Below are 24,373 nucleotides of genomic sequence, written 5' to 3'. Positions count from 1 at the left end.
TTGCCTTTGATTACTTGGCCTAAGGAGTTATTAGTTCTCTAAATATTTAAATATTTAAAACAACATTAATAACCCTTGTGGAAAATGTGGATAACTGCCAACTTGCCAGTATTCATAACCGAACTACAACGGTGAAAGATGTATACACAGTTGTGTAAAAAACTGTGGATAACTTCGAGGGTTGTGAGTAGTGGTTTATTTGGTCACAGGCAATTTACCTGTATTTCACTGATATCTAGGGGTTATCCACACTTATCCACAGATATGTGCATATGTTAAATTCACCAAGAAAAGGCGATTAGTTGCGGCCAGTTGCCTTAATTCGACCGATGATCTCTGAGACTTGGTTATAAACGTAGCGACGCTCGTTCATATATTCAGTGATTTTCTTCTGGGCATACATCACAGTGGTGTGATCACGGCCGCCAAACAGCTGACCGATTTTAGGCAATGAAAGGTTAGTTTGCTCACGGCAGATGTACATAGCAATCTGACGGGCAAGCGCGATTGCTGCAATGCGGCTTTGGCCGTACAGGTCATCCGGGGTGATTTTGTAATAGGTGGCAACTGCATTGATGATCTCGATTGGGGCAATTACTAGGTCTTCGCCAAGTGGCACGACATCTTTGAGCACAGTTTGAACAAGTTGCATGTTCATTGCCTGGCGGTTCAAGTTGGCAAAGGCTGTGACACGAAGCAAGGTGCCTTCAAGCTCACGAATGTTTGAGCTAACGCGGGCAGCCATGTATTCAAGCACCTCGTCGGGCACTCGAAGTTTCTCGTTGTCGGCCTTCTTGCGCAGAATAGCGATGCGGGTTTCAAGTTCTGGAGCCTGAATGTCGGTGAGAAGACCCCATTCGAAGCGCGAAAGCATGCGGTCTTCAAAGCCGGTTAGCTGCTTTGGAGGTAGGTCGCTGGTGATAACCACTTGCTTGTTGTGGTCGTGCAGGGTGTTGAAAGTGTGAAAGAAAGCCTCTTGGGTCTGGTCTTTACCCTGCAAGAACTGAATATCGTCAATTAGCAAAACGTCAATGTCGCGGTAGGTCGCTTGAAACTCAGCGGTTCGGTTGCTACCGATGGCATTGATGAAGTCGTTCGTGAACTCTTCGCTTGAAACGTAGCGCACCTTGATTCGTGGATAGAGGTTGAGTGCGTAGTGGCCGATGGCGTGCAAAAGGTGAGTCTTGCCCAGGCCCGAGTTGCCATAGATAAATAGCGGGTTATAGGCCTTGGCTGGTGCTTCGGCCACGGCGAAGGCCGCCGCGTGGGCAAATCGGTTTGAACCACCGCTAACAAAGTTTTCGAAGGTGTACTTCGGGTTTAGTCGAGTGTCGAAGGTTGAGCTTGTAGCCGGGCCGCTTGAGCTTGGGTTGGCAAAACTTAGTGGAGCACCAATTGGCGTGATGGGTGCAATGTCTTCGACCACCGGGGCAGCAGGGGTAAAGGCTGCTTCAATGTCTGGGTTAACCACAACGGCATAGTTGGTTGGGCCGCCAAATTCGGCGTTGGTTTGCATGGCATCAAGAATGTAGGGGCGCATGCGCTGCTGGATCATGTCTCGGGTTAGTTCGTTTGGAACCTCGAGATAAAGAGTTTCGCCAAGAACACCCTTTGGTTCAACCAAAGAAATGAAGCCCAAAAGCTGTGGAGTAAGACGGTCATCACCGTTAAGTTTGGCGAGCAGGGTTTGCCACAAACCTGTGACTAATTCTGTGTCTGCCATCGAAACGCCTATGTCTTCCCCTGGGCGGTTGCCCTTTGTTTTATTACCCTAGTGCAGTTCTCCACATGGTTATCCACCATGTGGAGAACTTGTGGATAACACTATCCCCAAACGCCACTTCGCCTGTAAGCGATTGGCATCCTCTGATTCAACACAACTAGCGGGTCAATATGCAAATTAATGCAGCGTGTCTTCGAGGCGTCGCTAAATATCCGAGGTTATTATTTAGGGTTTTTAACTTGACCGATTGGCCAGTGTTGCCGTAGGTTTAACAGGTTGTCCTGCACTTGTTGACGCAGGCCCAAAATTTTCTACGGAGATAATCATGTCGAAGCGTACTTTCCAACCTAACGTCCGTCGTCGTGCGAAGACTCACGGCTTCCGTGCACGCATGGCAACCCGCGCCGGCCGCGCCATCCTTGGTGCTCGTCGTCGCAAGGGTCGCGCAGAGCTTTCTGCTTAATTCGAGCCCTGAACTCGGCCGTCAACTATGTTGGCCCGCGAAAACCGTCTGACTAAAGCAGACGACTTTCGTTCGACCATGAAGTTGGGCCGCAAGATCAGCTCAGAACACCTAGTCATCTACCTAAAGCGGGATGAGGCCCAGCCTCAGGCCCGCTTTGGTTTTGTGGTGGCAAAGACGGTGGGCGGTGCAGTCAGACGAAACCTTGTAAAGCGTCGATTGCGCGAAGCAGCCAGAACCCTGTTAACCGAGTTAACAGGTGAGGTGTCAGTTGTAGTCAGGGCTCTACCCGGGGCCGCTGAATCAGACTGGATTACACTTCGAGAAGAACTTAGAACAGCGGTGCGAGCCGCGGTTCAAAAGGGAGTCAAGGCATGAACCTTTTGGTTTGGCTTTGGCTGGCACCAAGAAACTTAGTTGTTGGGTTTCTCTTGTTATATCGCAAATTGATTTCACCTCTATACGGTGATGTCTGTCGGTACTATCCGAGTTGTTCTGCGTATGGCTTGGGTCAATTTCAACAGCACGGTGTAGTTGCTGGGGCGGTCATGACTGTCTTTCGCATTCTGCGTTGTAACCCGTGGTCGCAAGGTGGCGTCGACGAGGTAAAACCAGGTTCGGGTTATTTTCGGGTGACCGAGAGTGGCTTTGTAGTTCCAAACCTTAAGAAGGGTTAGTAAATGCCAGATCTGTTATGGCCTATCAAGTGGGTCATTGAGTTTATTTTGGTGGCTTTCCACCAGCTATTCACGATTCTTGGGATGGACCCATCCGCAGGCATCACCTGGGTGCTTGCCATCATCGGCTTGACCATTGTGGTTCGTGCAGCTCTGATTCCGATTTTCGTGAAGCAGATCAAGTCTCAGCGCAACATGCTCACTGCCCAGCCAGAGCTAAAGAAGTTGCAGGCTAAATACAAGGGCAAGACCGACCGCGATTCTCGCGAGAAGTTTGCCAAAGAGCAGATGGAGCTATACAAGCGCACCGGGTCAAACCCTTTGAGCTCATGCTTGCCACTGCTTATCCAGATGCCGATTTTCTCTGGTTTGTTCTTTGTTTTGAACGATGCCCAGCACTCAATCACCACTGGCAAGGGCGGCGTGGGCCTAATGAACCTGCAGCTTGCTCAGCAGTTCGCTAGCTCAGACCTGTTTGGGGCTCCCCTAAAGGCAACCTTCTTGAGCAGCGATTTGCTCGAAGTGAAGATTTTGGCCGCGGTAATGATCATCGCAATGACCGTTTCTCAGTTCATTACCCAGCGTCAGATCATTGCTAAGAACCAGAACCCTGATGTGGCTACCTCGCAATACATGCAGACCCAAAAGATCATGCTTTACGTATTTCCTTTGATCTTCGCGGTTTCAGGTATTTCATTCCCTCTTGGCGTTATGTTCTACTGGCTAGCCTCGAACTTCTGGACCATGGGTCAGCAGTTCTTGGTTATTCGCAACATGCCAACCCCCGGATCAGAGGCACACAAAGCCCGCGAGGCCCGTTTGGCAAAGCGAGGCAAATTGCCGGTTGCAGCTGAGCCAACCCCCGAAGAAATTGAAGAGGCCAAGCCTCGCCAACGCACCCAGCCGGTAGGCAAAGCTCGCGCAAAGGCGCCAACTACCGCCAAAAAGCCAACCCCACGCAAGAAGTAGGACCAAATGACTGAAGCAGAAGTAAAGCCAACCGAGGCCGAATCAGTGAAGGCTCTCGAAGAAGAAGGCGACATCGCCGCTGACTACCTAGAAGAACTGCTAGACATCTTTGACCTTGATGGCGACATCGAGATTGACGTTCGTCAGGGCCGCGCTTACCTAGAAATCACTGCCAATGGCGAGAGCAACCTTCGCGTGATCTCTGACCCAGAGACCGTTGAGGCCTTGCAGGAACTGACCCGTTTGGCTGTTCAGGTGAAAACCACCAGCTTTAGCCGCTTGATCTTGGATGTTGGTGGCTCACGCCAAGCGCGTGTTGACGAGCTTACCCGCATCGTAAACAAGCTAATTGCCAAGGTAAAAGACACCGGCGAGCAGATTCCTATGAAGCCAATGTCTTCATACGAGCGCAAGATCGTGCACGACATCATCTCTGAGGCTGGCCTAGTGTCTGAGTCTGAGGGTGAAGGTCGCGACCGTCACATCGTTATCAAGCCTGCCTAGTAGCTCAAATTGAACGAGCAACTTGAGAATGTTCCACGTGAAACATTTTCAGTAGAAGCCGAGCCTGCCGTTGCCGCAGCTATTTTTGGCGCCGGCATCGACCAGGCCAGGGGATACGCCGCGGCCTTGGTTCGCGACGGCGATGAGCTGGGCCTGCTTGGCCCTCGCGAAATGCCAAAACTCTGGACCCGCCACATTCTCAACTCGGCCGTAGTTGCTGAACTGGTTGCCGACGGCAAAGAAGTTGCTGATGTTGGTTCGGGTGCCGGATTACCTGGAATTCCAATGGCCATTGCCCAGCCAAACGCCCATTTCACCCTGATTGAACCGATGGAACGCCGTTCCAACTGGCTGATTGAACAGGTTGAGGCACTTGGCTTGAAGAATGTTCGCGTATTGCGTGCACGTGCCGAAGAAGTTGGCGATGCCTTTGACATCGTGACAGCCCGAGCCGTTTCGGCCTTGCCTAATCTTTTGAAAATGACTGTGCCGTTGACTCGCCACAGTGGTGAAATCATCGCCCTCAAGGGCTCGAAGGCAGCAGAAGAAATCGAAGACTCAAAGAGGCTTCAGAAGAAGCTCGACATCCAAAGTTTTGAGATTGTGTTCACCGGGGCAGAGTTCTTAGAGGAGCCAACTCGCGTTGTGCGAACTAGGCTAGTCTGAGCATTCAAAGTTCTATTGGAGTAGTCGTTGACCGAGCAAAATAGCACCACATCTGAGGCTGAAAAGTCTTCGGTCACCGCACCTACCGTGGTTTCAGGCCTGGGTTACCCCAACGATCGCCTAGAAACCAGCCCAGAGCCAACCGGCTGGCAAGGCGTAGTTTCACGTGAAACATCTGGAGCCGGCGAATGAACTTTGAATCAAGCCCAATTCACCGCGAACTAGCCGATAGCACTCGTCGCCTAGCCGCCATTCGCGAGCAAACCCCGCCAAAGCCAGGTCGCACTCGCATCATCTCGGTTTCTAACCAAAAGGGAGGAGTGGGTAAGACCACTTCAACCGTGAACCTTGCCGCGGCACTAGCCGTAAAGGGCATGAAGGTTTTGGTTATCGACCTTGACCCACAGGGTAACGCTTCAACTGCGCTGGGCGTAGCCCACCACGAAGGCATCCCGGGTATTTATGAGGTTCTAACCGAGGGCAAGCCAATGGCCGAGGTGGTTCAAAAGAGCACCGAGGATGACAAAATCACCGTCGTGCCGGCAACCATTGACCTTGCCGGTGCCGAAATCGAGATCGTAACCTCGATAGAACAGCTGCAGTGGCACGCACTTTTGAAGAACGCCCTGCACACCTACCTTGCTTCAATTCAAGGCAACGTCGATTATGTGCTGATTGACTGCCCACCTAGCCTTGGACTTTTGACCGTAAATGCGTTTGTTGCGGCCACCGAAGTGCTTTTGCCGATTCAATGTGAGTACTACGCACTTGAGGGACTTTCTCAACTTCTGCGTAACATTGAGCGCATTCAGGCCTCTTTGAACCCCGAATTGGTGCTTTCAACCATTCTTTTGACCATGTATGACTCACGCACCAAGTTGGCTAGCCAAGTTGTCGCAGATGTGCGAGAGCATTTTCCTGCCCAAACTTTGGATGCGATTATCCCAAGAAATGTTCGCGTTTCTGAGGCACCGAGCTTTGGTCGCACCGTAATCACGCACGAACCGTCTTCGCCAGGCTCAATTGCCTATCTTGAAGCGGCAATTGAAATTGCAAATAAGGGAGCACAGCATGGCAGATAAAAAGAAAGTTGGTCTCGGTCGAGGTATCGGCGCGCTAATTCCAACCTCTTCGGTGCCCAGCGAACGCCCAATTGACGTATTTTTTAACGCTCCTGGCCAACCAGATGCCGAATCGGCACCTGCTGAATCTGGCCTAGTTGACATCCCAGGCACTCGTTTTGGTCACCTAGACGTTGATTCAATCGTTCCAAACCCTCAGCAGCCTCGCTCAGTCTTTGAGCCAGAGGCATTCGCCGAGTTAGTGCACTCAGTTACCGAATTCGGCGTGCTACAGCCGATCGTAGTTCGTTCACTTGGTGAACAAAAATACGAACTGATCATGGGTGAGCGCCGTTTGCGCGCTTCAAAGGCCGCTGGACTAAAGAAGATTCCTGCGGTTATTCGTGAAACTGCCGATGACAACATGCTTCGCGATGCCTTGCTCGAAAACATTCACCGCGCAAACCTAAACCCGCTTGAAGAAGCCAGCGCCTACCAACAAATGTTGAGCGACTTTGGCATCACCCAAGACCAGTTGGCCACCAAGATTGGTCGCTCACGCCCACAGATCACCAACACCATTCGTTTGTTGAAGTTGCCAATTGCTGTGCAAAAGAAAGTTGCAGCTGGTGTGCTGAGTGCTGGTCACGCACGTGCGTTGTTGAGCATCGAAGCACCAGAGCGCATGGAAGCGTTGGCCAACAAAGTTATCAACGAAGGACTTTCGGTTCGTTCGCTTGAAGAGCTAGTTGCTCTTGACCGCCCAGAAAACAAAAAACCTGGCAAAGCAACAGTCACCGCCGGTGGTCGCCAAGACGCACTAAAAGAATTCGCAGAACAACTGAGTGACCGACTAAACACCAAGGTCAACATTGTGCTTGGCAAAAAGAAGGGGCAGATTCAAATTGACTTTGCCACCGTTGGTGACCTTCACCGCATTCTTGCGGAACTGAATAACAAAAACTAAAAGTTTTTAACCGCGACCGCGAAGCGCAGCTTCTGCGATTGAGTAATAAACCTCACCAAGCGAATTGCCGTTTGCAGTTACCGACTGCGGTAACAATGAAGTTTCGGTTAGACCAGGCATTACATTCGCCTCAAGGAACCACGCGGTTCCCTTATTGTCGACAATCAAATCGATGCGGCTTAGGTGACGCAAGCCAAGAGCTTCGTGCACCAAGATTGCAGTTTTTGCAGAGCGATCAAGTTGTGCTTTTGGCAAACGCGCAGGAACATAGAAATTTGTTTCTCCTGCGGTGTAGCGCTCGTCGTATCCGTAGTTGCCAGCAACCGGTTCAATCTCAATTGCAGGCAATGCAATTGGGCCAGCACCCAAGTCGATGATGCTGATTGCAAGTTCGCAACCTTCAACAAATTTTTCGATGATGGCAACATCGCAATAAACATAGGCGTCGATCATTGCGCGATTAAGTTCGCCAAGCGTTTTAACAATTGTTACACCCTGCGCAGAACCACTACGTGCAGGTTTTACAACAACAGGAAAAGTCATTGCAGCACTTACAGTTTTCAAAACTGTTTCTGCATCAAGCTCGCGGAAAGTTTCTTTTGGCAAAGTGATTGATGCCGGTGTTTGCACACCTGACTTGCTCACCAAAATTTTTGCAATTGATTTATCCCAAGTAAGTCGTGCAGACGCAGCAGTTGCACCAACGAACGGAACCCCAGTCAACGCAAGGATGTCGCGCAGTGCGCCGTCTTCACCGCTGGCACCGTGCAAGCACGGAAAAATCACATCGGGCTTATCTTTTTTAATGTTCGCCAACAAGTTGTGATCTGGTTCACGAATTACAACAGTTGCACCAAAGTCAGTGAGTGCATCTGCAACTCGACGACCTGACTTGAGCGAGATGTCACGTTCGTGAGAAATTCCACCGGCGAGAACTTGAATCTTTAGTTTCGCTGAGCCTTTGCCCTTAGGAATCATTTCAGTGCGCCTTTTTTGTGAAGGTTTCTAATAACTCGGTTTGCAAATTAATTACATTTGCAAGGCGTTTAATTCCAATCTTGATGTTCTCAGGAGTTGGATATGAATAACACACACGAAGTTTGTTGTGGCCAGTGCCATCACCATAGAACGCGGTACCCGGTGTGTAAGCAACGAGTTCTTTAACCGCCAACGGCAACATTGCTTTTGAGTCGATGCCTTCAGGCAAAGTAACCCAAAGATAGAAACCGCCATCAGGGCGAGTTGTTTCTAGATTCGGCAAGTATTCAGCCATCGCATCCAAAGCAGCATCGCGACGCTCGCGGTAGACACCGCGGAAGGTATCGATCTGACCCTTCCAATCGGCGTTCGAAAGATATTCGCTGATCATCATTTGGCCAAAGGAACTTGGGCACAAAATTGCTGACTCGTTTGCGAGCACCATTTTGTCGCGAATTGCTGGCGGAGCCAACACATAACCAATGCGGAAACCTGGAACCAAAATCTTTGAGAACGAACCAAGGTAAACAACGCCTTCTTCATCCATCGAACGAAGTGCGTCTGGCACTGGCTTGTCGAAGTACAACAAGCCGTATGGGTTGTCTTCAACAACGAGGATGTGGTGACGACGACAAATTTCAAGAATGCGAGGGCGGCGCTCTGCAGAGAGAGTCACTCCGGATGGGTTTGCAAAGTTAGTTACCAAGTAAAGGAACTTGATTGTGCGACCGGCTTTTTTCATTCGCTCGATTGCTTCTTCGAGAGCTTCGGGAGACATGCCATCCGAGTCGGTGTAAACATGTTCCACGTGAGCTTCGTAGTGGTTGAAGATTCCTAGCGCGCCAACGTAGCTTGGGCCTTCGGCCAAAACCACATCTCCCTCATCCAAGAACAAACCTGAAAGCAAGTCGAGGCCGTGCTGCGAACCGGTGGTAATTACGATGTCTTCGATTGAGCTCGAAATGCCTTCGAGTGCCATAAGTTCACGAATTTGATCGCGCAGAACCGGGTCACCCTGGCCGCCGCCATATTGCATAGCCAACAAGCCACGCTTGGCCATCATGCCTTCGTATGACTTTTGCAGCAGTTCGTTTGGCAGGGCAGCAACATAAGGCATGCCACCGGCAAGCGAAACTACCTCGGGGCGAGAAACTACAGAGAAAAGCGCACGAACTTCAGAAACGGCTAGGGTTTCCGCTCGAACAGCATAAGAACCTGACCAGGAATCGAGGTTATTGGCGTGCTGTTGGCTTTCAGTCATCCAATAAGTCTAGTTTGTGCTGGCTTTATGCCAGAAACTCAGCAAGGTCGTTGACCAAGATCTGCTTTGGCTTTGCGCCAACCATTGCCTTGACCAATTGGCCATCCTTGAAAACCTGAAGCGCAGGGATGCCGGTAACGCCGTACTGCTGCGCTAAACCAGGCTCGTTGTCTACGTTTACCTTCACGATTTCGATCTTGTCTGCGTATTCAGCAGCAATCTGGTCAAGAATCGGAGAAACCTGGCGGCAAGGGCCACACCACTCAGCCCAGAAGTCAACTAGAACTGGCTTTGAGCTTGAAAGCACATCGGCCTGAAAGCTTGCGGTGGTTACGTCTTTTGCCATTTTGGATTCCCTTGTTTGTCGTGAAACGTTGAGTTTTATAAAAATTAGTGTGCGGTTAGGTAGTGCTCGGCGTCGAGAGCAGCTACACATCCCGAGCCAGCCGCCGTAATTGCCTGGCGGTAGGTTGGGTCGATTACGTCACCACAGGCAAAAACACCCGGCAGGCTGGTCTTTGAGCTGCGACCTTCTACCTTGATGAACTTTTCTGGGGTTAGTTCTACCTGGTTTTCAACCAGCCAAACGCGAGGATCATTTCCAACCGCGATAAATAGGCCGTCTAGAGCCAAATCTGAGGTGGTGCCGTCAGTGGTGTTGCGCAAAGTGACGCCATTTAGCTGGGCCTCACCCTTGAGTTCGACCACCTCGCTGTTGTAAATAACCTCGATTTTTGGGTTATTTAGGGCGCGCTCAACCATGATCTTTGATGCCTTGAAGGTGTCGCGGCGGTGAATCAGGTAAACCTTGGTGGCAAAGCGGGTCAAGAAATTGGCTTCTTCCATGGCTGAGTCGCCGCCGCCAACTACCGCAATTGACTTCTCACGGAAGAAAAAGCCGTCGCAGGTGGCACACCAGGAGACACCGTGGCCTGAAAGCTCTTTTTCACGAGGCAAACCAAGTTCACGGTAGGCAGCACCGGTGGCCAAAATCACGGCCTTGGCTTCGAAGGTCTCGCCGTTGCCCGTCTTGACGATTTTGACGTCGCCCTTGAGGTCAACCTCAACCACGTCGTCTAGCAAAATCTCGGTGCCAAACTTTTCGGCCTGAGCCTGAAAGTTAGCCATCAAATCTGGGCCTTGCATGCCCTCTGGGAATCCCGGGTAGTTTTCAACCTCGGTGGTCTTCATCAATTCGCCGCCGGCTTCAACCGAAGAGGCAATTAGGAGAGGCTTTAGGCCAGCGCGAGCGGTGTAGATGCCCGCGGTGTAACCGGCAGGGCCTGAACCAATAATGATGACGTCGCGCATGTGTTTTTCTCCTCGGGATTGCAAGCCAATTTTATCGGCGCAAAATTCCCTTAAGTGCCGCTAAGACCGTGTCTACTTCTTGAACTCTAAGCAAACGAAGAGCCACGATGTAAACCGCCAACATCACAAAACCAACAATGCCGATGGTGAGCACCGAACTGATCACGGTGTCGACGGCAAATGCATTTTCGGTGAGGCCACCAAAAAGCTGCAGCACGAACCAACCAACCGTGGCCGCCAAAAAACCGCTGATCAAAAATTGCGTTGTTGCCTGAGTGATGCGGTGCTCGGCGAGCGAACCAATTCGACGGCTTAGCAGCGTGTATGCAATCACGGCTTGAACCAAAATTGTCACGCTGGTGAGTGCCGAAAGCGCAACCACAATTTGTGCCGCTGGCACAGTTGCAGCAATGGTCAATGCGCCGGCAACGTGCATCGAAATTTGCACCACGGTAAACCAAAACGGAGTGCGGGTATCTTCGAGCGAAAAGAATGCACGCTGCATCATGAACACAAAACTGAATGGCACTAGCCCAAACATCAACGCAATCAGAACATTGCCAAGTGCAGCGGTGGCTGCAAACTCACCAACAAAAACTCGGGATACCGGATAAGCGAGCACGATGAGTGCGAAAGTTGCGAAAACAGAAATTACCGAAATTGCGCGAAGGCCTGCGGCCAAATCATTTTTCAAAAGATCGATGCGATTTTCGTGCGCGTGTTTAGACATTCGAGTGAAATAAGACGTTGCAATTGAAACCGTGGCAACCGAGTGCGGCAACATAAAAATCAACCAAGCAATTGCTGCAGCAGCAACCGATGCAATCGCCGGATTACTTGAGCGACCGCTAACTGCACTTGAAGCAACGATGGTTTGCACTAGGCCACCAATTTGTGTGACCACGACCATGCCGAGTGACCATGACGCAGCTTTCAATGCAGGTCGCAAACCGAACCCGCGCCACTTGAAATTGAGATTCAACTTCATGCCGATGCGCTTCCAGGCGAATAACAAAATTAATGCCTGCGATGCAACACCAGCGGTGGCTGTGCCAGCTAGCAATGTGATTTGCGCCGGGCCCCAACTCTCAATCGCACGCGCACCAGTCGGGTCAGCACCAAACAGAATTACAAAAGCTGCAAGACCAATTAGTGAAACAACATTGTTGAGCACCGGCGCCCACATGTATGGGCCAAAGGCACTGCGTGCGTTGAGCACTTCACCAAGAATTGAGTAGAGGCCATAGAAGAACAACTGCGGCAGACACCAGTAGGCAAAGGCGGTTGCGAGCGCTAACTGCTGATCAGACCATCCGGTGGTGTAAATCGAAACTAAGAATGGCGCCGCCAAAGTTGCCGCCAAAGTAATTACAAAAAATACGGTGATGATGAGTGTGAGCAAGCGATCGATGTAGCCCTTGCCACCATCTTTGTTGCTGCGCGCCTTAACAATTTGTGGAACCAACACTGCATTTAGCAAACCGCCAACGATGATTGCGTAAACGTTATTTGGCAATTGGTTTGCAACACCGAAAGCATCAGCTGCGTTTGTGGTTACACCGATCGCAGCGGCAAGAATTACCGAACGTGCAAAACCAAGAACTCGCGAGATGGTGGTGCCACCGGCCATCCAAAGTGAAGATCTTGCAACGCTCAAGCTTCAACCTCGTGCATCTGGCGTTTTTTGCGCAACGTGCGAATTACACCCAGCACCAGAAGCACACCGATTAGAGAAGCAAAACCGACTAGCAATGCGCCTTCAACATCGGCGTTTACAGTCATGTTCAATTGCACCGGCTTTCCGAGCTGAATTCCTGAAAACGTGGTGAGCCAAACATCGAGCACAACGTCGCCGTTTGCAATTGCTTGCACCGGAACTTTTGCATTGATAGTGGTGAGGGGTGGCACCGTAACTTCAACAGCGTTCGGAGTGATCACGCGTGCGTTGTCTGGGCTCACATAAACAAAAACGCGAATCTCTGCGTCGAATTCGTTTTTAATGCGCACTGGGATATTTGACTCGCGTGAAACCAAATTGATTTTGGAACCAGGAACTACAAAAACTCCGGGAACATCCGGCTCATTCGCTTGCAGCACCGTCACCGGTTTGTTGCTCGTGGTTTGCACCGCTCCAGCGGGCGAGGCAGACCCGACCAACAAAGCTGTGGCAAGTGCTGCAACTAAAACGCGCTTCACTAGTTGCGCTCCAACCACTCGAGAACTACCCGCGCAATTCGACGCTCGTTTTCGTGCGCCAGAGTTGCAAGCAAAACGTCCACGTGAAACCACTGCACATCTACCGCTTCTTGTTGCGGGTCATTTTCGATGGTTAGGTCACCGCCGGTCTGCCGCATTAGATAGTGGTGCACGGTTTTTGAAATCAGTTTGTTGCCGGCAGAAAATTCATATTTGATGTCGCCCAGGCGTTCGATGATTTCGACTTCGAGGCCGGTTTCTTCGGCAAGTTCGCGAATCGCAGCCTGCTCCAGATTTTCGTCACCTTCGGGGTGGCCTTTGGGCACACACCAATCCAAGTGACCAGATCGAGTTAGGCGACCAATAAGCGCCACTCGGTTTGAACCATCGGCGGCCAAAACAAAGCCACCTGCCGAGGTCTCATCTACCCGGGTCAGGCGGCGACCGTGGTTTTTGGTTGCGCCTGTGGGAGTCATAGAGCAACTCTAAACCGTTGCCTCGGCACGCGCGGGCAGAGCCCTGTGGCACGATTGAAACCATGCAAAACGTGGCCGAGGCGCTAGCCAACCTAGAACGCACTACAAACAGTGCACTCTTTGTCACGCTCGGCAGAATTTTTGTTGAAGCCGGCCACGAAATCTCGCTGGTTGGTGGCCCGGTGCGCGACGCATTTTTGGGTCGCAAGGCGCCCGACCTAGATTTCACAACTTCGGCCAACCCGGATGAAACCATCGCGATTTTGAAGCCGCATGTGGATACCCACTGGGATATCGGCCGCGAGTTTGGCACCATCGGTGCTCGCATGGGTGATGACACCATCGAAATCACCACCTATCGAGCCGATAAATATGACCGCGATAGCCGTAAACCCGAGGTTGCCTTCGGCAACAATCTAGAAGATGACCTGCTTCGTCGCGATTTCACGGTGAATGCCATGGCCCTGCGACTGCCAGAGAAGACCTTTGTAGACCCTTATAAAGGTCTGCAAGATTTGCTCGACGGAGTGCTGCGCACACCGGGCGCACCAGAAGACTCATTTAGCGATGACCCGTTGCGAATGATGCGTGCCGCTCGCTTCGCGAGCCAGCTGAGCTTCGAGATTGAACCGGCAACTTTTGAGGCCATGGTGGCCATGGCCGGTCGCATCGAAATCGTTTCGCCCGAGCGCATCCAAGTGGAATTGACCAAACTAATGCTGGGCGCCAAGCCTCGCGAGGGCCTAGAAGCCCTGGTGCGCAGCGGATTGGCGACGATTGTGCTGCCCGAGCTGCCTGCCCTGAAGCTTGAAACCGACGAGCATCACCACCATAAAGATGTCTATGAGCACACCCTCACCGTGGTTGAGCAGGCCATCGATTATGAAAAGGACTACAACCTAGAGGGTGACTTTGTGCTGCGCTTTGCCGCGCTAATGCACGACTGCGGCAAGCCGGCCACCCGCAAACTTGAGCCTGGCGGCGCCGTGAGTTTCTATCACCACGACATGGTGGGCGCGAAGCTGGCCGCCAAACGCATGAAGGCGCTGCGCTTTGACAACGACACCACCAAGGCAGTGGCCCGTTTGATTGAACTGCACCTTAGATTCTTCGGATACAGCGACCAGGCCTGGACCGATTCGGCCATTCGCCGCTATGTGCGTGATGCCGGTGACCAGTTGCTTCGCCTGCACGCTTTGACTCGAGCCGATGTAACCACGCGAAACCAGCGCAAGGCCGACCGTTTGTCGCATGCCTATGACGATTTGGAGCACCGAATTGGTCAGATCATGGAGCAAGAAGAGCTAAATGCGCTGCGCCCGGATTTGTCGGGTGAAGACATCATGCGAATTCTTGAGCTGAGGCCATCCAAAGAAGTTGGTTTGGCTTATGCATTTCTAATGGAATTGCGCCTAGAAGAAGGCCCGCTGGGCCCTGTGGAAGCAGAAAAACGCTTGCTTGCCTGGTGGCAAACCCGCTAGAGTAGACAGGTTGCCCGAAGGCTTTGCCTTATAAGGTGCAACGCTATGCAATTTACCCTCCTGTCATGGAAATCCCATGGCCGTTCTAGTCCAAAGGAGGTGGGTTAGTTATGCATAAGTATGAGCTCATGGTAATTCTCGATCCAACAATCGAGGAACGCACCGTCGCTCCATCCCTAGATAAGTTCCTAAACGTTATCCGCAATGCAAATGGCACTGTAGACAACGTTGATCACTGGGGTCGTCGCCGTTTGGCTTACGAAATCGCAAAGAAGACCGAAGGCATCTACGCAGTAGTCAACATGACCTGCACATCAGAAGCCATCGTGGAGCTTGACCGCCAGCTAAAGCTTTCAGAAGCTGTGTTGCGCACCAAGGTTCTTCGCGCCGACGAAGCCGTTGTAAACATCAAGCCTGTAGAGGTTCCTGAGGTTTCAGCCGAAGAGGCAGCTGACGACAAGCCAGCAGCCAAGAAGGCAGCAGCACCAAAGACCAAGAAGGCCGAGTAATAACTCATGGCCGGGGAAGTCAACGTCACGATTGTCGGCAATCTTGCTGATGATCCTGAATTGCGTTACACCCAGGGTGGTATCGCGGTAGTTAGCGTTCGAGTGGGTTCAACCCCTCGCACCTTCAACCGCCAGACCAATGCCTGGGAAGACGGCGAAACCGTTTGGGTTCGTTGCACCGCTTGGCGCGAAGTGGCTGAAAATGTCGCTCAATCGCTAACCAAGGGTTCACGAGTCGTGGTTACAGGCCGCCTAAAGGCACCATCTGCTTACCAAAGTGCTCAGGGTGAAGCTCGCGCTTCACTAGAGCTCGACATCGACGAAATCGGCCCATCATTGCGTTATGCAACTGCTGCGGTCACCCGTCGTGCTCGTGAAGGTGGCGCTGGCGCATCTGCTGTAGCAGGCGACCCATGGGGCGATGCACCTGCAGTATCGAAGGGCGCTTCAAAGCCTGCCGATGATGCATGGGCAAACCCAGGCGCGCCAGCTGGCGACGACACCCCGTTCTAAGACTTAATTTTTTCTAGGAGATCAAAATGGCAGCATCAAAGAGCGATCCACGCAACGCTAAAAAGCCAAACAAGCGTGGCGCAAAAAACATGAAGGATGTGCCTGCAAAGGCCATCAAGGTTGGCGTCATTGACTACAAAGACGTTGCGACCCTTCGCAAGTTCGTATCAGACCGCGGCAAGATCCGCGCCCGTCGTATCACCGGCGTCTCTGTTCAGGAGCAGCGCCTAATTGCCCGTGCCGTAAAGAACGCTCGCGAAATGGCTCTAATGCCTTACGCAGGCGCTGGCCGCTAAGGAGAAGACATAAATGTCAAAGCTAATTCTGACTAATGAGGTTTCAGGCCTCGGTTCTGCTGGCGATGTAGTTGAGGTAAAAGACGGCTTCGCCCGTAACTACCTACTTCCTCGCGGTTTCGCAGTGCTATGGAGCAAGGGTGGCGAGAAGCAGATCGAATCGATCAAGGCTGCTCGTGACGCTCGTGCACTAGCCACTGTTGAAGAAGCACAGGCTCTAAAGGCAGCACTTGAGGCTAAGCCAGTGCGCTTGGTAATCAAGGCTGGCGTTGGCGGCCGTCTATTCGGTGCAGTAAAGACCGGCGACGTTGTTGCCGCTGTATCTGCTGCTGGCCTAGGCGAGCTAGACAAGCGCAAGGTTGCTTTTGTGAACCCAATCCGCATCACTGGTGACCACCTAGCAACCGTTCGTCTACACGGCGACACCATTGCTACCATCACCCTTCAGGTTGTGGGCAAGAAGTAAGTTTCAACAACTAAGAACGGGAGCCTTCGGGCTCCCGTTTTTTGTTCTTCGCATTGTGGATAACTAGCAAAAATGTGTGGGTAACCCCCCAGTTTTGAGGAGTTATCCCCAACCTTGAGGTTGTAGTTTAGACTTTGTTAACTTTAGTTTTCCACAACCGCAAACCCTTGCATTTGCTTGGATTAGAGCCTATTTCCACATATTGCTAACAGGCTTATCCACAACTTATACACATGAATCACGGCGTGTCTCGGGATTTATCCACAGCTGCATCCACAGGCGCATTTTATTTAATCGTGTCGGTGGTGGATGCTAGACAAGCCTCGGCCTAATAATGGCCATAACCAAGGAGTACAGATGTCGCTTTTTCCAGTGCCACCGCTTGAAGATCCAAGCCTTGGCAATGCGCGCATGCTGCCTAACAACATAGATGCCGAAATGAGCACCCTTGGCGGCATGCTGCTTTCAGCCGAGGCTGTAGCCGAAGCCCAAGAGCAAGTGCGCGGCATCGATTTTTATGCCCCAAAGCACGAAGTCATCTTTAATGCGATTTTGTCGCTGTTTGCCAAGGGTGAACCAACCGACGTAATCACCGTAACCAACGAGCTTCAGCAAACCGGCATGCTGGTGAAGGCTGGCGGCGCCGATTACCTTCACACACTTACTTCTTATGTGCCAACCGCGGCTAACTCTGGTTTTTATGCTCAAATCGTCAACGAGAAGGCTACTCTTCGTCGCCTGGTTGAGGTGGGCACCAAAATCGCCCAACTTGGCTACCAAAACGAGGGTGAAGTAGAAGACCTGGTCAACCAGGCCCAAGAAGACGTTTATTCGGTCTCACGCAGTGCCACCCGCGAAGACATTGTTGACCTCAACACCTCAATCGAGGCTGCTATCTCAGAAATTGAGCTGGCCCAGCAGCGTGGTGGCGAAATGACCGGTGTGCCAACCGGCTTCACCGAGCTTGACGAGATGACCCACGGATTACACGGCGGCCAGTTTGTGATTGTGGCGGCCCGCCCAGCGGTTGGTAAGTCAACCCTGGCTCTCGACTTTGCTCGCACCGCGGCCATCAAGCACAAGCGTGCTTCGGTGTTCTTCTCACTAGAAATGGGTCGCGCCGAAATTGCCATGAGAATGCTTTCGGCCGAGTCGGGCATTCCACTGCAAGACATGCGCAAAGGAAACCTGAGCGACACCGCTTGGGCTCGCATGGCAGCGGTTCGTGGCCAGATCAACGATTCCCCGCTTTACATCGACGACAGCCCAAACATGACCTTGGTTGAGATTCGCGCCAAGTGCCGTCGTTTGGCTCAGCGCGTTGATTTGAAGATGGTGGTTATCGACTACATCCAGCTGATGACATCTGGCAAAAAGGTTGAAAACCGCCAGCAAGAAGTTTCTGAGTTCTCACGAGCACTCAAGTTGTTGGCAAAAGAACTTGGTGTGCCGGTGGTTGCCATTTCACAGCTAAACCGAAACTCAGAGCAGACCAAAGACAAAAAGCCTGAAATCTCTCAGCTTCGTGAATCGGGCTCGCTAGAGCAAGATGCCGACGTAGTGATTCTGTTGCACCGCGAAGGTCAATATGAAAAAGATCACCCACGTGCGGGCGAAGCCGATCTAATTTTGGCAAAGCAAAGAAACGGACCTACCGGAACCGTCGTGGTTGCGTTCCAGGGTCAGTACTCACGCTTCATGAATATGAAGGCATAAAGCCTTCATATTCACTTTCACCTTTGAAACGGCAAGCCGTTTGAAATTGAAGGCCTAGATTTAACACGTGCGCATTTCACAAATCATCCAAGCCTCGGCTGCTCTTGTTGCCGGCCTGCTCATCACTTTTTCGCAAAAGCATGATGCGCAAGTTGCCATGTTGGGCCTGTTGATTTTGTCAATCGGCTGGGTGTTGGCATCCGCAGTTGCAGTGTTCAAACGCCAGTCGATTATTTTGCATTCAATCGTGGCGATTGGTGCCATGGCGATGATTGCTTACTCACAATCTTTCGTTGCAAATGAAGCCACAACTCAAGCCTGGATTCTTTTAATGTCTTGGGGATTATTCGGCGCAATTCTCGAATTAATTTTTGCGCTACGCGCAGGCAAGAAAACTATTGACCGTCGCGATTTTTTGATCAACTCAGGGCTTGCAATCTTCCTTTTGCTTTCACAAATCTCAATTACCGATGCAGCCGACTCAGTTAGTCGCGTTGGTTTCTTTGGCGCCTATGCAATTTTGCTTGCGGTGCACCTTGGAATTTCCGCCGCATCACCTCGAACAACAAAGGCATAGGCTAGGCACATGGCAAAACCAGAAAAGAAAAAAGCTGAGGCTAAGAGCCTACGCAGCTACCTAACCCTGTCCACCGTTGCGGCAGTGTTCGTTGGCGTCTTGGTATGGGGTGGCGTTCGCGATATGAACACCACATTCATCTGGGCTGCAATCACTTTTATTGTTTCGATTGTTTCAATCGCAACACTTGCGTTGATGGTTAAAGAAGACCCACGCGATCCAAACGAACCGCGCCTAAAGTAAATCGTTTAAATAAAACGCTTAGCCAGTTCGCTGGCTAGACCCACATAAGTGTGTGGTCGCAATTGCAACAAACGATCTTTCGCCTCTTGGCCAATTTCAAGACCGTTAACAAAAGTCACCATGTCTTCGCCACTCAAACGCTTGCCGCGAGTCAAATCCTTTAGCAACTGATATGGGTCACTGATGTTTGAACGACCAGCGGCAACCTCGGCACGAATCACAGTCTGAATAGCTTCGCCAAGAATCTCCCAGTTGTCGCTTAGGTCGGCGTCAAGCACTGCTGGCGACAAATCAATCTCACTCAAACCACGAGTCACGTTGTCGATTGCCAAAAGCGAGTGACCAAGACCTAATCCGATGTTGCGTTGCGAAGAAGAGTCGGTGAGGTCGCGCTGCAAACGAGAGGTGATCAAAGTGTTTGCCAGGCTCTGCAAAATTGCATTTGAAAGCTCAAGGTTTGACTCGGCATTTTCAAAACGAATCGGGTTTATCTTGTGCGGCATTGTTGATGAACCGGTAGCACCAGCAACCGGAATCTGCTTGTAGTAACCCATCGAGATGTATGTCCAGATGTCGGTGCAAAGGTTGTGCAAGATCGAGTTGAAGTGTGAAACCGCGGTGTAAAGCTCGGCCTGCCAGTCGTGCGATTCAATCTGTGTGGTCAGTGGGTTCCAGGTGAGACCCAAACCAGTTACAAAATCATTCGACTCTTGAATCCAGTCAACATTTGGAGCAGCAACAACGTGCGCCGAGAAGGTTCCGGTGGCACCAGAGAATTTGCCCAGGTATTGCACCGAACGAATTCGCTTTAGTTGACGCTCTAGTCGGTGCACAAACACAGCAAGTTCTTTGCCCATGGTGCTTGGCGTTGCCGGCTGACCGTGAGTGTGCGAGAGCATCGCGGCGTCAACATACTTGGCAGACAAGTCGCGCAACTTAATCATTAGCTGCTCAACGCGCGGCAACCAAACATCGCCAATTGCATCGCGCACGGTAATTGCATAAGAAAGGTTGTTGATGTCTTCGCTGGTGCAAGCAAAGTGAGTTAATTCAAGAAGATCGGTGCGACCAAGTTCGGTCAATTTACCGCGGATGAAATACTCCACGGCTTTTACGTCGTGCTTGGTGGTTGCCTCGGTGGCGGCCAAAGTTGCAACGTCGTTGTCGCCAAAGTGAGTGACGATAGCTCGAAGCTGCTCACGCAGCTCTTCACTAATTGGTGAGTTGGTGCCCAGCAAATCGCGGTTGGCCAGGTGAATCAGCCATTCAATTTCAACTGCGATGCGCGCACGGTTTAGGCCAGCTTCTGAAAGGTGAAAACCAAGGTCAGAGACTGCCGCACGGTAGCGACCATCAAGCGGGGAAATTGGCTGAATTGAAAGATTACTCACTCGTCTATATTGCCCGACTTCTGCACAGATTATCCGCGGGGCCGTTGGCCCTTGGTTTTTAAGTTGACGATTTACCTATGGATGCGATTGACCACACTTTGATAAACGCTGCCAGTGCATTGCGAATGGCTGTGCCCAACCCCGTGCTTTGGCAGGGCAGTGCTGCCAGCGCGTGCGCCCATTCCATTGAGAACCTGGCGCAACAAATTCTTGCCTTGCAACAGCGCATTAGCTCGTGGGTGATTTAACTTCTTTTGGCGGTGACCCGGCAATTGTTGCCACTCGAGCCGAGATTGAACGGGTTCAACGTGAACTGGCCGCGGTGGCAAGCCTGCTTAATTCACAGGTGCAGCCCTTCGATTTTTTAGTGAAGCCCGGCAAGCACATTGCCTTGAGTCTTGAACTGCCTCCGGTTTTGCAGCGCATCGATTTTCTATTTTCGGCTTGCTCGGCTGCCGCCGAGGAGTATTTTGCGGGCGAGGCTAAGGTTGCCGGCGGTTTAGACCAAGGCACCGCCGGGGCGGTGGCCGCGGCGATGCTGGTTGCCGGGGCGGCTATAGGAGTCTTTCGCGATGAACCTGGGGTTCGGGTGACCCAGGTTGGCTCTGGTGAGCCGGCGTTGCCCAGCGATTCATTGGCCCAACTGATGGCCCGACTGCGCTCGACGGCCAGTGTTGACGGGCGAATTCGGGTGGAAGCATTTTTAAGCGAGGCGCCTAACGGCGCCAGGTCGGCCTTCGCCGCCGGAGCCACTGCGCCCGCCCAAAGATTTGTGGTCTATTTACCGGGCACTCAAACCTGGGATCCAATACCGCGTTCGAACCCGATTGACTTCACCTCAAATTTGGTGGGAATGGCCAATATTCGACCCACTGGCACCGAATTGGCGGTTTCGGCAGCCTTGGCCGCGGCCGGCGCCAGGCCACAAGACCAGGTTTTGCTGGTTGGGCACTCACAAGGCGGATTGGTGGCCGCCAACCTGGCTACCCGAAACAACCTGAATTACAAGATTGCTGGCGTAGTGACGTTTGGCTCGCCAATTGGGCAGTTGGCCAATCAAATCAAGGTGCCAACCCTGGCCATCGAGCACCGCAACGATGTGGTGCCAAAGCTAGACCTGCAACGAAACCCGCTAACTAGCAATTGGGTCACGGTTCAGCGAACCGTCACCCGGTCGGGCCTTGGGGCTCAGGTTGACATAACTCAAGCTCACAGCCTGGCGGAATACCAGACCACGGCTGCTCAGGCAGATAAATCGCAGGATATTGGGCTAAAACGAGTGCGCGAGCGCATCCTGAGTTTTTTAAAAGGCCCTTCGGGCCAGGGGAAAACCTTTGAAATTAGTAGGGCACCTCTAGAGCAGACGCAAAACCTTGAAAATGCCGCGGGCAAAGAACGCCACGATGCTCATGACGATTGAACCCAAAATTGCCCAACCCAAAGTCTCAATGGTGAGGCCTTCTTTAGTGAGGCCATAAATGGTGAGCACATCGCCAGCCCAAAGCTTTGACAACCAAGCCACAAACAAAAGCAGTGAGCCGTTGATCACAAACGAAATTAATCCAAAGGTGAGAATGTAAAGCGGAAATGCCAACACCTTGATTACCGGGGCGATGATGCCGTTCACAAAGCCAAAGACAATGCCCACCAGCAAGAACGAACCGACCGTTGGCCAGAATTCGGTGCCGCCATATGGCTGCAATTTAATCGCCGGAATGCAGAGGGTGACTACCCAAAGACCGAACGCATTGATAACTGTTGAGAGCAGAAAACGAATCATGTTTCGATTGTGCCATCTGAGCAAGTAAATTGGTCTAGATGAGTGCTCAAGAATCCGCGCGCGTTCCTATGGTCCAATTGCTGTCGCCAGACGGTCAATATGGTGTGCCCAAGGAATATGCCGAGTATGCGAAGTACATCGAAGAGCTCACCGAAGCTGATTTTCTAAAGTTTTACCGCGACATGGCGGTTATGCGTCGATTCGATGTTGAAGCCACTGCCCTTCAGCGCCAAGGTCAACTTGGTCTTTGGGTGCCAGCAATTGGCCAAGAGGGTGCACAAATCGGTTCGGGTTACGGCGTTGGCCACCTAGACCACATTTTTCCTAGCTATCGCGAACACGGCGTAGCCATCACACACGGCATTGACCTAATGGCCGTTCTAAAAATGCTTCGCGGTGTGAACCACGGCGGTTGGAACCCAGACGAAACTCGTTTTCACCTTTACGCAATTGTTTTGGGAACTCAGGTTTTGCACGCCACCGGTTATGCAATGGGCGTTAAGTTCGATGGCAAAGTTGGAACACCAAATCTTGCCGACAACCAAGCGGTAATTTCTTATTTCGGCGATGGAGCAACTGCCGAGGGTGACGTTTCAGAATCATTCTTGTTTGCAGCAACCAACCACGCGCCAATTGTTTTCTTCTGCCAGAACAACCAGTGGGCAATTTCATCCCCAGTGAATTCACAAACCACCGTGCCGCTTTATTTGCGCGGTTCTGGTTTTGGTGTGCCGGGAATTCGCATTGATGGCAACGACGTGTTGGCTAGTTATGCGGTTACCAAAAAGCACATGGACGACGCACGCAACGGTGGCGGCCCATTCATGATTGAAGCGCTTACCTATCGCGTTGGCGCACACACCACCAGTGACGATCCAACTAAATATCGCACCAGCGAAGAAGTTGAATATTGGAAAGCGCGCGACCCTCTAGATCGCCTAGAAAAATTCTTGCGTCGCCAGGGCATTGGTGATTCGTTCTTTGAAGAGTGTGATGCAGCCGGCGAAGCAATGGCTACGGATATTCGCGCACAGACTTTTGCACTTGGTGAGCCGCCAATCGAAAACATGTTCCAACACGTTTACAGCGAGCCACACCCTTACATTGAAGAGCAACAACAGTGGCTAAATAACTACGAAGCAAGCCTTGAAGGCGGTGCCGAGTAATGAGCAATTTTGTAGAGATGTCGATTGCTAAAGCAATCAACGCGGGCATGCGCAAGGCAATGCACGACAACGAAAAAGTTTTGGTTTTTGGTGAAGACGTTGCGCAACTTGGTGGCGTGTTCCGCGTTACCGAAGGCATTCTCGATGAATTCGGCCCAACTCGAATTTTTAACTCGCCTATCGCCGAGTCTGGAATCATCGGTACCGCAATTGGTCTTGCAATGCGTGGCTACTCATCGGTTGCTGAAATTCAATTCGACGGATTTATTTTTCCGGCGTTTAACCAGATCACTTCGCAGTTGGCAAAAATTCAAAACCGCTCTGAAGGTTTCTTGACCATGCCGGTTGTAATTCGCGTTCCTTACGGTGGCGGCATCGGCGCAATCGAGCACCACTCAGAATCACCTGAGGCTTATTTTGCACACACTCCTGGTTTGCGTGTAATTTCACCAAGCAATCCAAACGATGCTTATTGGATGATTCAGCAAGCAATTGCCAGCAAAGACCCAGTTCTATTTTTCGAACCAAAGCGTCGCTACTGGCAAAAGGGTCAAGTGAATCTTGATCACCCGCCAGCATCAATGCATACAGCTCAGGTATTGCATGAAGGCCACCACGCAACCGTTGCCGCTTATGGCCCGATGGTTGCAGTTGCATTGCAAGCTGCAGAGATTGCTGCCGAAGAAGGCACCAGCCTAGAAGTAATCGACTTGCGTTCAATGTCACCAATCGATTTCAACACCATCATTACTTCGGTTATGAAGACTGGTCGCCTAGTGGTTGCTCACGAGGCAAGCACACACGTTTCAATTAGTTCCGAAATTGCAGCACGAGTTACCGAGCAAGCGTTCTATCACCTTGAGGCACCAGTTATTCGTGTTGGTGGTTTCGACGTGCCTTATCCGCCGGCAAAGCTCGAAGAAAAATTCTTGCCAGATGCCGACCGCATTCTTGAAGCAATCGACCGAGTGATGGGTTACTAA

General features: G+C 51.6%; 31 protein-coding genes. 21 read left to right on the top strand and 10 right to left on the bottom strand.

Features of this window, described 5'->3' with window-relative positions; translation table 11 throughout:
• Positions 1 to 298 precede the first annotated feature (298 nt).
• Entirely contained in the window at positions 299 to 1,723 is a 1,425-nt protein-coding gene (gene dnaA, locus Q0L28_RS02290; RefSeq protein WP_296631055.1) for a chromosomal replication initiator protein DnaA, read from the bottom strand.
• Positions 1,724 to 2,048: 325 nt separating this feature from the next.
• On the opposite strand from dnaA, the gene rpmH reads away from it, so the two are divergent.
• Genes rpmH through Q0L28_RS02245 form a run of 9 tightly spaced genes read left to right on the top strand, consistent with a single transcriptional unit; the run spans position 2,049 to position 7,030 of the window.
• Positions 2,049 to 2,186: a 50S ribosomal protein L34 gene (rpmH, locus tag Q0L28_RS02285; protein WP_296631053.1), complete on the top strand. Its 138-nt coding sequence runs from the start codon at positions 2,049 to 2,051 to the stop codon at positions 2,184 to 2,186.
• Positions 2,187 to 2,213: 27 nt separating this feature from the next.
• Positions 2,214 to 2,564 (top strand): ribonuclease P protein component, encoded by a 351-nt coding sequence (rnpA, locus tag Q0L28_RS02280; protein WP_296631052.1) that lies wholly within the window; start codon positions 2,214 to 2,216, stop codon positions 2,562 to 2,564.
• Positions 2,561 to 2,863, top strand: coding sequence for a membrane protein insertion efficiency factor YidD (gene yidD / locus Q0L28_RS02275; RefSeq protein WP_296631050.1), 303 nt, complete (start codon positions 2,561 to 2,563; stop codon positions 2,861 to 2,863). The genes rnpA and yidD overlap by 4 nt, the downstream gene beginning before the upstream one ends.
• Positions 2,864 to 2,866: 3 nt before the next feature.
• Positions 2,867 to 3,832, top strand: a complete 966-nt coding sequence (gene yidC / locus Q0L28_RS02270; RefSeq protein WP_296631049.1) for a membrane protein insertase YidC — start codon at positions 2,867 to 2,869, stop codon at positions 3,830 to 3,832.
• A gap of 6 nt (positions 3,833 to 3,838) precedes the next feature.
• On the top strand, positions 3,839 to 4,336 hold the full coding sequence (locus Q0L28_RS02265) for a R3H domain-containing nucleic acid-binding protein (protein WP_296631046.1): 498 nt from the start codon (positions 3,839 to 3,841) through the stop codon (positions 4,334 to 4,336).
• 9 nt (positions 4,337 to 4,345) lie between these two features.
• Positions 4,346 to 5,002 (top strand): 16S rRNA (guanine(527)-N(7))-methyltransferase RsmG, encoded by a 657-nt coding sequence (rsmG, locus tag Q0L28_RS02260; RefSeq protein WP_296631045.1) that lies wholly within the window; start codon positions 4,346 to 4,348, stop codon positions 5,000 to 5,002.
• A 27-nt stretch (positions 5,003 to 5,029) separates the two neighbouring features.
• Positions 5,030 to 5,194, top strand: coding sequence for a hypothetical protein (locus tag Q0L28_RS02255; protein WP_296631043.1), 165 nt, complete (start codon positions 5,030 to 5,032; stop codon positions 5,192 to 5,194).
• Entirely contained in the window at positions 5,191 to 6,084 is an 894-nt protein-coding gene (locus Q0L28_RS02250) for a ParA family protein (protein WP_296631041.1), read from the top strand. Before Q0L28_RS02255 ends, Q0L28_RS02250 begins: the two co-directional genes overlap by 4 nt.
• The gene (locus Q0L28_RS02245; RefSeq protein WP_296631039.1) at positions 6,074 to 7,030 is read left to right on the top strand and encodes a ParB/RepB/Spo0J family partition protein; all 957 of its coding nucleotides are present in this window, start codon (positions 6,074 to 6,076) and stop codon (positions 7,028 to 7,030) included. The genes Q0L28_RS02250 and Q0L28_RS02245 overlap by 11 nt, the downstream gene beginning before the upstream one ends.
• Before the next feature lie 6 nt (positions 7,031 to 7,036).
• Here the strand turns inward: Q0L28_RS02245 and Q0L28_RS02240 are convergent, their stop codons facing one another.
• From Q0L28_RS02240 to Q0L28_RS02210, 7 genes are read right to left on the bottom strand one after another with little or no spacing between them, the layout of a single operon-like run.
• Positions 7,037 to 8,008: a D-alanine--D-alanine ligase gene (locus tag Q0L28_RS02240; RefSeq protein WP_296631037.1), complete on the bottom strand. Its 972-nt coding sequence runs from the start codon at positions 8,006 to 8,008 to the stop codon at positions 7,037 to 7,039.
• A 1-nt stretch (position 8,009) separates the two neighbouring features.
• Entirely contained in the window at positions 8,010 to 9,269 is a 1,260-nt protein-coding gene (locus Q0L28_RS02235) for a PLP-dependent aminotransferase family protein (protein ID WP_296631035.1), read from the bottom strand.
• A 25-nt stretch (positions 9,270 to 9,294) separates the two neighbouring features.
• Positions 9,295 to 9,615, bottom strand: coding sequence for a thioredoxin (gene trxA, locus Q0L28_RS02230; RefSeq protein WP_296631033.1), 321 nt, complete (start codon positions 9,613 to 9,615; stop codon positions 9,295 to 9,297).
• A gap of 44 nt (positions 9,616 to 9,659) precedes the next feature.
• On the bottom strand, positions 9,660 to 10,580 hold the full coding sequence (gene trxB / locus Q0L28_RS02225; protein WP_296631026.1) for a thioredoxin-disulfide reductase: 921 nt from the start codon (positions 10,578 to 10,580) through the stop codon (positions 9,660 to 9,662).
• A gap of 31 nt (positions 10,581 to 10,611) precedes the next feature.
• Positions 10,612 to 12,237 (bottom strand): murein biosynthesis integral membrane protein MurJ, encoded by a 1,626-nt coding sequence (murJ, locus tag Q0L28_RS02220; RefSeq protein ID WP_296631024.1) that lies wholly within the window; start codon positions 12,235 to 12,237, stop codon positions 10,612 to 10,614.
• A complete protein-coding gene (locus Q0L28_RS02215) occupies positions 12,234 to 12,776 on the bottom strand; it encodes a DUF6049 family protein (protein ID WP_296631022.1) in 543 nt (180 codons plus the stop codon). The genes murJ and Q0L28_RS02215 overlap by 4 nt, the downstream gene beginning before the upstream one ends.
• On the bottom strand, positions 12,776 to 13,252 hold the full coding sequence (locus Q0L28_RS02210) for an NUDIX hydrolase (RefSeq protein WP_296631016.1): 477 nt from the start codon (positions 13,250 to 13,252) through the stop codon (positions 12,776 to 12,778). Before Q0L28_RS02210 ends, Q0L28_RS02215 begins: the two co-directional genes overlap by 1 nt.
• A gap of 62 nt (positions 13,253 to 13,314) precedes the next feature.
• On the opposite strand from Q0L28_RS02210, the gene Q0L28_RS02205 reads away from it, so the two are divergent.
• The 8 genes from Q0L28_RS02205 (at position 13,315) to Q0L28_RS02170 (ending at position 19,053) form a co-directional block, all read left to right on the top strand.
• Positions 13,315 to 14,733: a CCA tRNA nucleotidyltransferase gene (locus Q0L28_RS02205; RefSeq protein ID WP_296631014.1), complete on the top strand. Its 1,419-nt coding sequence runs from the start codon at positions 13,315 to 13,317 to the stop codon at positions 14,731 to 14,733.
• Positions 14,734 to 14,843: 110 nt separating this feature from the next.
• The gene (gene rpsF, locus Q0L28_RS02200) at positions 14,844 to 15,242 is read left to right on the top strand and encodes a 30S ribosomal protein S6 (protein ID WP_296631011.1); all 399 of its coding nucleotides are present in this window, start codon (positions 14,844 to 14,846) and stop codon (positions 15,240 to 15,242) included.
• 6 nt (positions 15,243 to 15,248) lie between these two features.
• Positions 15,249 to 15,755: a single-stranded DNA-binding protein gene (gene ssb / locus Q0L28_RS02195; RefSeq protein WP_296631008.1), complete on the top strand. Its 507-nt coding sequence runs from the start codon at positions 15,249 to 15,251 to the stop codon at positions 15,753 to 15,755.
• 89 nt (positions 15,756 to 15,844) lie between these two features.
• Positions 15,845 to 16,051, top strand: a complete 207-nt coding sequence (gene rpsR / locus Q0L28_RS02190) for a 30S ribosomal protein S18 (protein ID WP_296631228.1) — start codon at positions 15,845 to 15,847, stop codon at positions 16,049 to 16,051.
• Between the two features lie 13 nt (positions 16,052 to 16,064).
• Positions 16,065 to 16,517, top strand: coding sequence for a 50S ribosomal protein L9 (gene rplI, locus Q0L28_RS02185; protein ID WP_296631005.1), 453 nt, complete (start codon positions 16,065 to 16,067; stop codon positions 16,515 to 16,517).
• A 357-nt stretch (positions 16,518 to 16,874) separates the two neighbouring features.
• On the top strand, positions 16,875 to 18,233 hold the full coding sequence (gene dnaB, locus Q0L28_RS02180; protein ID WP_296631003.1) for a replicative DNA helicase: 1,359 nt from the start codon (positions 16,875 to 16,877) through the stop codon (positions 18,231 to 18,233).
• Positions 18,234 to 18,300: 67 nt separating this feature from the next.
• Entirely contained in the window at positions 18,301 to 18,810 is a 510-nt protein-coding gene (locus Q0L28_RS02175) for a hypothetical protein (protein ID WP_296631001.1), read from the top strand.
• 9 nt (positions 18,811 to 18,819) lie between these two features.
• Positions 18,820 to 19,053 carry a hypothetical protein gene (locus Q0L28_RS02170; RefSeq protein WP_296631000.1) on the top strand — a complete coding sequence of 78 codons (234 nt, stop codon included), beginning with the start codon at positions 18,820 to 18,822 and terminating at the stop codon, positions 19,051 to 19,053.
• A 5-nt stretch (positions 19,054 to 19,058) separates the two neighbouring features.
• On the opposite strand, the gene purB is transcribed toward Q0L28_RS02170, so the two are convergent.
• On the bottom strand, positions 19,059 to 20,444 hold the full coding sequence (purB, locus tag Q0L28_RS02165; RefSeq protein WP_296630998.1) for an adenylosuccinate lyase: 1,386 nt from the start codon (positions 20,442 to 20,444) through the stop codon (positions 19,059 to 19,061).
• Positions 20,445 to 20,521: 77 nt separating this feature from the next.
• Between purB and Q0L28_RS02160 the strand changes: the two genes are divergently transcribed.
• Positions 20,522 to 20,692, top strand: coding sequence for a hypothetical protein (locus Q0L28_RS02160; protein WP_296630996.1), 171 nt, complete (start codon positions 20,522 to 20,524; stop codon positions 20,690 to 20,692).
• Positions 20,680 to 21,864: a lipase family protein gene (locus tag Q0L28_RS02155; protein WP_296630991.1), complete on the top strand. Its 1,185-nt coding sequence runs from the start codon at positions 20,680 to 20,682 to the stop codon at positions 21,862 to 21,864. Before Q0L28_RS02160 ends, Q0L28_RS02155 begins: the two co-directional genes overlap by 13 nt.
• Here the strand turns inward: Q0L28_RS02155 and Q0L28_RS02150 are convergent.
• On the bottom strand, positions 21,799 to 22,224 hold the full coding sequence (locus tag Q0L28_RS02150) for a phage holin family protein (RefSeq protein ID WP_296630988.1): 426 nt from the start codon (positions 22,222 to 22,224) through the stop codon (positions 21,799 to 21,801). The two genes, Q0L28_RS02155 and Q0L28_RS02150, sit on opposite strands and share 66 nt — an antisense overlap.
• Positions 22,225 to 22,262: 38 nt before the next feature.
• Between Q0L28_RS02150 and Q0L28_RS02145 the strand changes: the two genes are divergently transcribed.
• A complete protein-coding gene (locus Q0L28_RS02145) occupies positions 22,263 to 23,390 on the top strand; it encodes a thiamine pyrophosphate-dependent dehydrogenase E1 component subunit alpha (RefSeq protein WP_296630985.1) in 1,128 nt (375 codons plus the stop codon).
• Complete coding sequence (locus tag Q0L28_RS02140) at positions 23,390 to 24,373, top strand: alpha-ketoacid dehydrogenase subunit beta (protein WP_296630982.1); 984 nt, start codon at positions 23,390 to 23,392, stop codon at positions 24,371 to 24,373. The genes Q0L28_RS02145 and Q0L28_RS02140 overlap by 1 nt, the downstream gene beginning before the upstream one ends.

The sequence above is a fragment of the Rhodoluna sp. genome, assembly GCF_024639375.1.
Classification (GTDB): Bacteria; Actinomycetota; Actinomycetes; order Actinomycetales; family Microbacteriaceae; genus Rhodoluna.
The sequence above is the reverse complement of the archived record's forward strand: the minus strand, read 5'-3'. Positions and strand labels throughout refer to the sequence as shown.

What these genes read in the sequence shown, in the direction of transcription:
- dnaA (WP_296631055.1), bottom strand. Translation starts at nt 1,723, where the DNA reads ATGGCAGACACAGAATTAGTCACAGGTTTGTGGCAAACCCTGCTCGCC.
- rpmH (WP_296631053.1), top strand. Translation starts at nt 2,049, where the DNA reads ATGTCGAAGCGTACTTTCCAACCTAACGTCCGTCGTCGTGCGAAGACT.
- rnpA (WP_296631052.1), top strand. Translation starts at nt 2,214, where the DNA reads ATGTTGGCCCGCGAAAACCGTCTGACTAAAGCAGACGACTTTCGTTCG.
- yidD (WP_296631050.1), top strand. Translation starts at nt 2,561, where the DNA reads ATGAACCTTTTGGTTTGGCTTTGGCTGGCACCAAGAAACTTAGTTGTT.
- yidC (WP_296631049.1), top strand. Translation starts at nt 2,867, where the DNA reads ATGCCAGATCTGTTATGGCCTATCAAGTGGGTCATTGAGTTTATTTTG.
- Q0L28_RS02265 (WP_296631046.1), top strand. Translation starts at nt 3,839, where the DNA reads ATGACTGAAGCAGAAGTAAAGCCAACCGAGGCCGAATCAGTGAAGGCT.
- Q0L28_RS02250 (WP_296631041.1), top strand. Translation starts at nt 5,191, where the DNA reads ATGAACTTTGAATCAAGCCCAATTCACCGCGAACTAGCCGATAGCACT.
- Q0L28_RS02245 (WP_296631039.1), top strand. Translation starts at nt 6,074, where the DNA reads ATGGCAGATAAAAAGAAAGTTGGTCTCGGTCGAGGTATCGGCGCGCTA.
- Q0L28_RS02240 (WP_296631037.1), bottom strand. Translation starts at nt 8,008, where the DNA reads ATGATTCCTAAGGGCAAAGGCTCAGCGAAACTAAAGATTCAAGTTCTC.
- Q0L28_RS02235 (WP_296631035.1), bottom strand. Translation starts at nt 9,269, where the DNA reads ATGACTGAAAGCCAACAGCACGCCAATAACCTCGATTCCTGGTCAGGT.
- trxA (WP_296631033.1), bottom strand. Translation starts at nt 9,615, where the DNA reads ATGGCAAAAGACGTAACCACCGCAAGCTTTCAGGCCGATGTGCTTTCA.
- trxB (WP_296631026.1), bottom strand. Translation starts at nt 10,580, where the DNA reads ATGCGCGACGTCATCATTATTGGTTCAGGCCCTGCCGGTTACACCGCG.
- Q0L28_RS02210 (WP_296631016.1), bottom strand. Translation starts at nt 13,252, where the DNA reads ATGACTCCCACAGGCGCAACCAAAAACCACGGTCGCCGCCTGACCCGG.
- Q0L28_RS02205 (WP_296631014.1), top strand. Translation starts at nt 13,315, where the DNA reads ATGCAAAACGTGGCCGAGGCGCTAGCCAACCTAGAACGCACTACAAAC.
- rpsF (WP_296631011.1), top strand. Translation starts at nt 14,844, where the DNA reads ATGCATAAGTATGAGCTCATGGTAATTCTCGATCCAACAATCGAGGAA.
- ssb (WP_296631008.1), top strand. Translation starts at nt 15,249, where the DNA reads ATGGCCGGGGAAGTCAACGTCACGATTGTCGGCAATCTTGCTGATGAT.
- rpsR (WP_296631228.1), top strand. Translation starts at nt 15,845, where the DNA reads ATGAAGGATGTGCCTGCAAAGGCCATCAAGGTTGGCGTCATTGACTAC.
- rplI (WP_296631005.1), top strand. Translation starts at nt 16,065, where the DNA reads ATGTCAAAGCTAATTCTGACTAATGAGGTTTCAGGCCTCGGTTCTGCT.
- dnaB (WP_296631003.1), top strand. Translation starts at nt 16,875, where the DNA reads ATGTCGCTTTTTCCAGTGCCACCGCTTGAAGATCCAAGCCTTGGCAAT.
- Q0L28_RS02170 (WP_296631000.1), top strand. Translation starts at nt 18,820, where the DNA reads ATGGCAAAACCAGAAAAGAAAAAAGCTGAGGCTAAGAGCCTACGCAGC.
- Q0L28_RS02160 (WP_296630996.1), top strand. Translation starts at nt 20,522, where the DNA reads ATGGATGCGATTGACCACACTTTGATAAACGCTGCCAGTGCATTGCGA.
- Q0L28_RS02150 (WP_296630988.1), bottom strand. Translation starts at nt 22,224, where the DNA reads ATGATTCGTTTTCTGCTCTCAACAGTTATCAATGCGTTCGGTCTTTGG.
- Q0L28_RS02145 (WP_296630985.1), top strand. Translation starts at nt 22,263, where the DNA reads ATGAGTGCTCAAGAATCCGCGCGCGTTCCTATGGTCCAATTGCTGTCG.
- Q0L28_RS02140 (WP_296630982.1), top strand. Translation starts at nt 23,390, where the DNA reads ATGAGCAATTTTGTAGAGATGTCGATTGCTAAAGCAATCAACGCGGGC.